Origin of the sequence: Anaerosporobacter sp. (genome assembly GCF_031551385.1) — a bacterium.
Taxonomy (GTDB): Bacteria; Bacillota; Clostridia; order Lachnospirales; family Lachnospiraceae; genus Anaerosporobacter.
The window spans coordinates 1-9209 of record NZ_JAVBNS010000265.1 but is presented as its reverse complement, the minus strand read 5'-3'; the positions used below and the strand labels follow the sequence as shown (position 1 = coordinate 9209).

At 32.8% G+C, this 9209-nt stretch carries 2 protein-coding genes; both read right to left on the bottom strand.

Annotated elements, in window-relative coordinates:
• A partial coding sequence (locus tag RMR19_RS19970) for a non-ribosomal peptide synthetase (RefSeq protein WP_310605269.1) occupies window positions 1-5610 on the bottom strand: 5610 nt, incomplete at its 3' end.
• A 33-nt stretch (window positions 5611-5643) separates the two neighbouring features.
• Window positions 5644-9209, bottom strand: a 3566-nt coding sequence (locus RMR19_RS19965) for an amino acid adenylation domain-containing protein (protein WP_310605268.1), incomplete at its 5' end; no start/stop codon positions are given.

Sequence of the window (9209 nt, the reverse complement as noted above, 5' to 3'; positions counted from 1 at the left end):
CAAATTTATCTTTAATTGCTCTTCTTTACTAATCGCAAGCGCAAGATCAAAGTCTGTCTGCTCTTTCGCATTCTCGACATCGTAACCAAAATCCTCCGATAAATCATTAACAAAATAATTTTCAAAAGCCAGAATCGTTTGTATTGAATCTTGCCCTAATCCTAACTCTTCCTGCAATCTCATAAGCGAAACATTATCGTACTCACTGCTCTCCATTGACTGTGTCTGAACTTCACTAAGTAATTCATAGAATTTTAATCCTGGACGGTTTTGAATTCTCACTGGTATTGTATTTATAAACAACCCTACCATTTTTTCAACATTGGAGATATCTACATTTCTTCCCGATACTACTTTCCCAAAAATGGCATCTTGTACATCATTATAGCGTTGTAAAATTATTCCCCAGACAGCCTCAATAAATGTATTCATTGTCACTTGGTATCTCTGAATTATCTTCTCAACACCTTTTGTAGTGGCATCATTAATTACCATTTCTATTTCTGCTACTATTGAAGATGCTTCTCTATTGTTTTTAAGCGGCAATATCGTAGTCTTTTCTTCTATTCCACCTAATACTTTTCTCCAATAATTATAAACACTATCACGACTTTTTAACTGTCTTATGTATTCTGAATATTTTGGTTTAGTGATGCAAGCATCCACGCTATAGTCATGTGTATATAGATCCATCAGATCATTTACTATGATTGGTAAACTCCAGCCATCCATGATTATGTGGTGTGCCGTTATGACTATTCTAAATTCATCACTTGGTAATCTACATAACGCAAATCGGATAAGACTATCTTTTTCAAGTTGGAAGCCTTTTTTATGTTCACTGGCACATAGTTTATCAAATTCTTCATATGCATGTTCAGATGTTGAAAAATCTTTATATTTATACTCCAATGCTCTTTCTGTAGGTATCACCTGTTTTGGCTGTGTAATACCATCGTAAAACACATGTGTTTTAAGAATTTCATGCACATTAGCTAATTGATAAACAGCTTGCTCCATTTTCTTATTATCTATAAACATTTTGTATTTTATAACCGTTTGTAGTACATAATTCAATGAATCCGCATCTCGCAATTTATCATAGAGCATACCTTCCTGCATTGGTGACAAATCATAGATATCCTCTAATGTTTCTTTTTGTTGACTCATCTTATTGATAATCACATCCCAATCTCTAAGACTCATATTACTTTGATAGTAATCAGATGGTGTCATTATCTTTATCTGCTGCCCCTCAAATAGTTTTTTTAAGGACTTCGCTTGTTTATTAACGCACTCTTTAAATTGAGTGATTTTTTCTTCTTCCAAAATTCCTTGAACATAAGATATCTCTGCAACAACATCCCCATTTATCAATTCAGCATTTATGGATATTGGTGTACCAAATTTATTGTTTTCATCTATATTCAATCCTATATCATAATTATCTGGAATAAGCGGTAAAGAATTTATTACATTTTGAGTTTCTCTATTCCCAAAGTAGTTAAACGTAATTAATGGTTCTTTAAATTCCTCAGCTAAGAACCCACTATCTCTAGCAATATCATACCCAATTCCATAATTCGGTATAGAACGTAATGTTTCCTTAGTCGTTCTTAAATCCTCCATATAATCTTGTCCTACACATTCAAATACAATCGGATATAATGTTGTAAACCAGCCAATTGTTCTAGTAACTGCCAAACGCTCATCTAACTCTGGACGCCCATGACTCTCTATCATGAAGGAAGTACCTTTCGTATTCATACACTCCGAAAATGATCTTAAAAATATTGCTAACAATAATTCATTTGCATTCATAGACAAAATTTTTCTTCCATTTTCTATAATTGGCTTAACTACTTCTTGAGGCATTATTATCGTGAATTCTTTTGAACGATTCAAACGTTCCCTTAGTTCCACTTCATCACTTTTTCTCAATTTTGTAACCGTTTCTTTCCAAAACTCTAGTTCCTCTTTATGTTTTCCATCAAGATAATAATCATTCAATGTATCTGTCCATTGCTTATAAGATAACGTTTTATTTGATAACTTAATCTTTTTATTATCTACAAACCCTGAATATAGTTCGTTCAAATCCTCTACGAGAATTTCCCACGATACTGCATCAATAATTAGATGATGAATGCACAATATTAATGCATGCATTTCTGAGCTTTCTACAATTGCACAGTTTATTAGTTTATTGTCTTTTATAGATATATTCGTTTGTAACTCATTTCCTATCCTCTGCAATGCTTTTTCTAAATTTTCATTTTTTATATTATATAGCTGTGCAGCATATTGTTTCTCATCAATCTGTGCGCTAATTACTTGATCTTGTTCATTGAAAGTAGCCCTTAGTTGGTCATGATGTTTCACCAAACATTGCAATGAATTATTTACAGCAGTTATATTTATTGGCTCACTTGATGTAAAAATTGCACTTTGATTAAAATGATTAGGATTAGGTAGTTTTGTCTCAAAAAACCTCTTTTGAATCGGAGCAAGTCTGACTTTCCCTGATACCTGCTCTTCCTCTTGGTCTTGTGCACTACTTATTTTACTTAGCGTTTTTGCTATTAATTTAGGGCTGGCAAGCTGCATAACTTTTTTTACTGACATATCATATCCAGCATTTCTTAATTTTGACACGATTCGAATCGCCTTAATTGAATCACCGCCTACTTCAAAGAAATTATCATCACGTCCAACCGTTTCGATTCCCAACACTTCTTCATAAATACCACATATCAATTTTTCAACTTCCGTTTTTGGTTTTCCTAAACCTGCTTTCTTCTTGATTTCTCGTGTTTCCAAAGACTTTTTATCGATCTTTCCATTAGGTAGATGTGGAATTTCATCAAGTGAAATTATATACTCTGGCACCATATAGGAAGGCAGAAAATCCGATATTGCAATCTGCACTTTTGTTGCGGAAACATCTCCTTCGTAATATGCTACTAAATAATTGTTTGCGGAATCCTTTTTGCATACAACAACCGCTTCTTTTACCTCATCAACACTCATTATCTGCTTTTCGATTTCTTGTAATTCTACCCTAAAGCCCCTCACTTTTACTTGTTCGTCAACTCTTCCCAGAATTACTATTTCATTTTTTTCATTAATATATCCTGTATCACCAGTGCGATACATATTGCCACTACCAAATAAATTTTTCACAAATACTTTGTCTGTAAGTTCTTTGTTGTTAATATAACCACAGGATACACCTACACCAGATATACAGATTTCACCTACAACCCCGTGTCCACACAATCTATCTCCTCTTAGTATATAGATTCTATAATTTGTAACAGGATATCCAATTGGAACATGTTTAAAATCCATTTCACTATTCAAATGGTAAAATGTTGCTGTTATCGTAGTTTCTGTCGGTCCATACAAATTCCAAATGCGGCTCAAATCGCTGCTCTCTGTTCTAATATAGCGCTCAATCAAGTCTTCTGGTATCTTCTCTGCAACCAATCCTAGATGTTTAAAAGAATTCAGTTTCTTTTCCTCTCCATTGGCTATTGCATATTCCATCACTGCTCGGAACATAGATGGCAATATGTTAATATATGCATTTTCCATCTTTTCTATAATTTTCTCAGGTTCCTTTTTTTCATCCGAATTAATCAATCTCAGTCTTCCACCACTTAGCAATGATGAAAAAATCTCTAGTACTGACCCATCAAAAATAAATGCTGTATTTTGTACAAATATACTTTTCTCATCTAGTTTTGCTCCTTTAATATGCCAGTAAACTTGATTGACAATGTTTTTGTTATTTACTAATACCCCCTTGGGATTTCCAGTTGAACCTGATGTATAAATTAAATATGCTGGAACATCACTGCTATACTCTTCATGTGTATACGTCATTTCCTTACAACTAATTTGTTGCAAATCCAAAGTCACAATTCCAGAGTCTAAATTTCCCTCAATATCTGCATCCCTTAATATATATTTTGCACCTGAATTCTTCATCATATATTTGATTCGATCAATCGGTGCATCAATATCAATTGGCATATACGCTGCACCTGTTTTAAGCACACCCAAAACAGCCGCAATCCTTTCACATGACGTATCTGCCCATATGCCAATAATGTCCCCAACTCCACAATCTCTTTCTCTTAAATCCGTTGCAACATTATCTGCAAATTGATTGAGTTCTTCATATGTTATCATTCGATCAGCATATTCTATCGCTATATTATCTGGAAACCTTTTTACACATTTCTCAAATTGCCCAATCAAAGTTTCTTTTTCATACTGCTTCACTTCTTCACTTATTATGTCATCTACTAATTCATTTTTCTCATTAACTGATATGTAATCAATATCTTCTATCTTTTCATCACTGTAACGGAGGATATTCTGTAATAATATAACATAGTGTGATGCCATTCTTTCTATTGTTGTATTAAGGAATAAATCACTGTTGTATTCCCAATACAGAATGTATTGATCTGGATTACTGTCAACCATAAGCGTAACATCAAACTTTGAAACATCACTTTTGATTTTAACAGGAGATAGATAAATATCTCCCATTTGAATCATTTCGGTACCTCCATTCTGCAATCCGAACAATACATCAAAAATAGGATTTCTCGAATTATCTCTAGTAATCTCTAATTTTTGTACTAACTCTTCAAACTGATAATCCTGATTGTCAAATGCTTGCAAACTCTTTTTCTCTACTTCTCTCAAAACCGTTTCAAACGTATCACAACTATTTACTTTATTTCGAATTGCCACCGTATTTACGAACATTCCAATAAGGTCTTTTGCATCCGGATGTGTTCTTCCTAATACTGGAGAGCCTATGACAATATCATTTTGGCCAGTATACTTTTCCAATAAAACTACAAATGCAGCCATAAAAAACATATACTCAGTTACTTTTTTTTCCGTACAAAACAACTGTATCTCATTCTTGATATCTTTATCTAACGATATTTCAAAATTACTTCCATTGCTTGTTTTCCATGCTGGTCGAATACAGTCCGTACGTAATTCTAAGCATTCTGTAGCATCTTTGAATTCTTCAATCCAATAGGATTCCTGTTTTTCTAAATCCTGTTTCTGCTCCCATGAACTATAATTTTTATATTGAAAATTCAGTTTTGGTAAATTACTTCCTTCATACAATTTTGCCAATTCGTCAAAGAAGATATTCATAGATTCGCCATCACATATAATATGATGAATATCAAAGAGCAGATAACCAGCCCCTACTTTATCATCTTTTATAATTTTCATTCTTAATAAAGGTAATTCCCCCAAATCAAATGGCTGTACAAATTTTTGCATTTCCTCATCAATATTACAGTCATCGACTACTTCATATCCAACATTTATATCTGTCCATTCGTCTTCTACTTCTTGCACAAAATTATCTTTGTAATGTGCAAAATGCGTTCTTAATATCTCATGTCTACACACCATCTCTTTAAGAGCGTCATTTAATTTTTCGACATTAAAATCACCTTCTAATTTGTATAGCGAAGGAATATTATATGCGATGTTTCCTTTCTCCACTTCATACATGGCAAATAGTCTCATTTGAGCAGAACTCATCCTGTATTTCTTTCCCATCTCATCCTCCTAAGTCTATTCAATCAATAAATCCTATATTATTTCCTCTACTAAATCATCAAATCCATTTAATGAATCCGGAATGATTTCCTGTTTTTTTATTACTTCATAAATCTTTTCCGGTGTTCTTTCTCTAAAAACATCTGATATCTTAAGATGTACACCAAAAGCTTCATCAATTTCATTTATTAATCTTGCTGCATTTAGTGAATGCCCACCTAATTCAAAAAAGTCATCATAAAAACTTGTTTTTTCTTCCAATACCTGTGAAAATATTTTAACTAACAATTTTTCTTTGTCATCTAACTCAACTTTACTATCGTTTTCTCTTTTACTCGAAATAACATCTGGTATTGTCAGTTTTTCTATGTTAATCTTTCCGTTAGTCTTCATTGGTATTTCAGATAAAACTTCAATTCTTGATGGCACAAGATAAATAGGTAATCTTTTTTCCAATTCTTTATGAATTTCTTCTCTTCCTAATTCATCATCTTGTACATACAAACAGATTACTTTTTCTCCACCACTTATCCTTACTAAAGCAACAACCTCAGCAACCGAAAATGCATCCTTGACGATATTTTCAATTTCACTTAATTCAACACGATAACCCCTAATCTTAATTTGATTATCTATTCGCCCTTCAAATAATATATTTCCATCTTCTCGCCATCTTCCAAGATCTCCTGTTTTATACAACATTCCTTCCCCATATGGATTTTTAATAAATTTTTCTTCCGTAAGTTTAGTGTTATTTAAGTATCCTTTAGAAACTCCTGTTCCTCCTATACAAATTTCACCTAGAGAATTAATACCGCATAACTTATTTTCACTTAAAATATAAACTACCGAGTCTGCTATCGGTTCGCCAATTGGTATCTGATATTTATCCTCTGGTTGAACTTTATAATACGTTGCACAAACCGTTGTTTCTGTTGGACCATAGGTATTATAGACATCTGCTCTACTAATTAAATTCGTATAATGATTGAATCTAAGTTCGTCACCACCACTAATATAGATTTTTACATTCGGAGTCATATTCAAAAGATTTATTTCATTAAGAACTAATGGTGAACAGCTTATAATATCAACATAATGCTTTGTCACATAATTACTAAGTTCTTTAAAATCTAGTCCATCCTCTTTTGGATATATCACTACTGTTCCACCAGCAACCAACGCAGGAAATACTTCTTCTACAAAAACATCAAATGTGTATGTACCTTGCTGAAGTATTTTTGTTTCAACATTTACATCAAATTCTTTTGTAAAAGATTGAATATAGGCGTATATATTGGACTGAGTCACCATAACTCCTTTCGGTTTTCCAGTTGTTCCAGAAGTGTATAAAACATATGCCAATGCGCCACCATTTTTTACATACCCATAATATTCACCTTCCTCTTCAAGTAATGACGTAATATTAATTGTCTCATAATCACTTACTTTGCTCTCAACATTACAAACGATTGCTTTTGGCTTGCAATCTTCTAATATTTCTTTTTTACGAGACTCTGGATAATTTGGATCAATTGGTACATATGTTGCACCCATTCGCCAAATTCCCAAAATGGCAACTATCATTTCTATGGAGTTATGCATTTCAAGAGCCACAATATCATTCTCAAAGATTCCTTGTTTGCTCAAGTTTTTTGCAACATATCCTGACAATCTGCATAATTCTGAATATGTAAGGCTTTGTTCACCACATTCCAAAGCGTTTTTCTTTCCATGTTTGCCTGCTCTTTCTAAGAAGCAATCCCAAAATACGGTATCCTCCCTAGTAAATGCATTTTTACTATTAAATTCTTGCAAAATAAGTGTTTTTTCTTTGGTTGTAATACCTTCTAATAACCTTTCTTCTAGCATAGAATTTCCACAAATTTGTTCTATCAACACATTAAATCTGTCTCTTATCAATTCAATTTGGGATAAGTCATATAAGTTTGCGTTATACATAATGTCTAAATGCAACGTATTTGACACTTCAGCTGTCAATGTCAAATCATAGTTTGTTTCCTCTTTTACTCTCTTTAATGAGGTCATAAAATTCACTGTTTTATTCTCTACATTATCTGCTGCAATATAGAAGTTTTCAAAAACAACTATGGTTTTAATCAACTGCTCTTTATATTCTGTTATTTTTTGAATTTCCGCCAAAGAACAATTGCTATGTTCCATAGAACTAATCCCTTGTATTTGCATGTTTCTTAATGCATCTTGTATATTACCGTCCAGATTACTTTTTACCCTGACTGGTATCGTATTGATATACAATCCTACGACATCATCCGCTCTATCTATCGCTTCTCTTCCAGAAACCACTTTTCCAAATACAGCATCATTTGAACCGCTATAACTTTGTAGCACTTTACCCCATACATATTCAACTACCGTGTTTATTGTGGCTTCACTTTCTGCTGCAACTATCTTGAGCTTTTCATAAAGTGCTTCTGATGTACTCCATTCAATATTTTCACTTGAGATAGTATTCGCATCAGAGTTATTCTTGTAAGCTATCGTATTTGCTCCTTCAAAATCCCCTAGTAACATCTCCCAATACTCTCGATCTACTTTATGAATTCCTTGCTCGTACAGTTTTACATACTGATTAAAAACCCCTTTTCCTTCTTGATGTATTTCAGTCATTGGATTGTTGTAAATGTCTGTTAAATCTTTCAACATGACACCTGTACTCCAACCATCAATAAGAATATGATGATATGTCATGACCATTATGTAATGGTCATTCCCAAGTCGAAAAACTTTGAATCGTACTAACGATTCTTTATCAAACGAAAAACCTTTTTCCTTATCTTTTTCCTTATCTTTCTCAATTATCTCTGAAATAGTTTTCCTATTAGATACAACATCAAAATATGTAAAGTCGAATTTAGAATCTTTCATTATAATCTGGTACGGCTTGCTTAATTTCTCATATACCACATGGGTTCTTAATACTTCATGTCTATTAAACAATTTTGAAAGTGTTTGTTTTAACCTCTCAATATCAATTTCCACATTAAATTCAAACATAGCTTGAATCGTATAATCATTATTTTTTTCATTCAAAGATTCATAAAGCATTCCTTCTTGCAATGGCGTAAGCGGATAAATCTGCTCTATATGAATATCCTCTGTATCAGCAATTTCCTGCACGATTGCAAAATCCTTATGAGACATTCCTGGACACCCTAAGTCCATCGGTGTAACAATTGTTTTGTGTTTATTTGTACAAAAGTCTACTAAATCAATTAGTTCATTTTGGAATATATCTATTAATCTTCTTACCTTCAATGAATCTGCTAAACGTTCAACACAAGTAAATACAATCTCCAACTTATTATCCGTAATCACACCATCTAACGAAATTGGAGACCCGAAAATATTCTCCCATGCCATAGGCTCTGCGTATTTTAATTTAGAATTATTAAAGTACTGTTTACTGTTTTCAGTAGCAGACATATTTCCCTGATAATTAAAATTCACAAGTGGAAGACATTCTTTATCGCTTTCCAATTTCCCACTGTATTTCAAGACGCTATAATCATTCCCATGATTTGGAACTCTATACATAGTCTCTTTAACCGTTACTA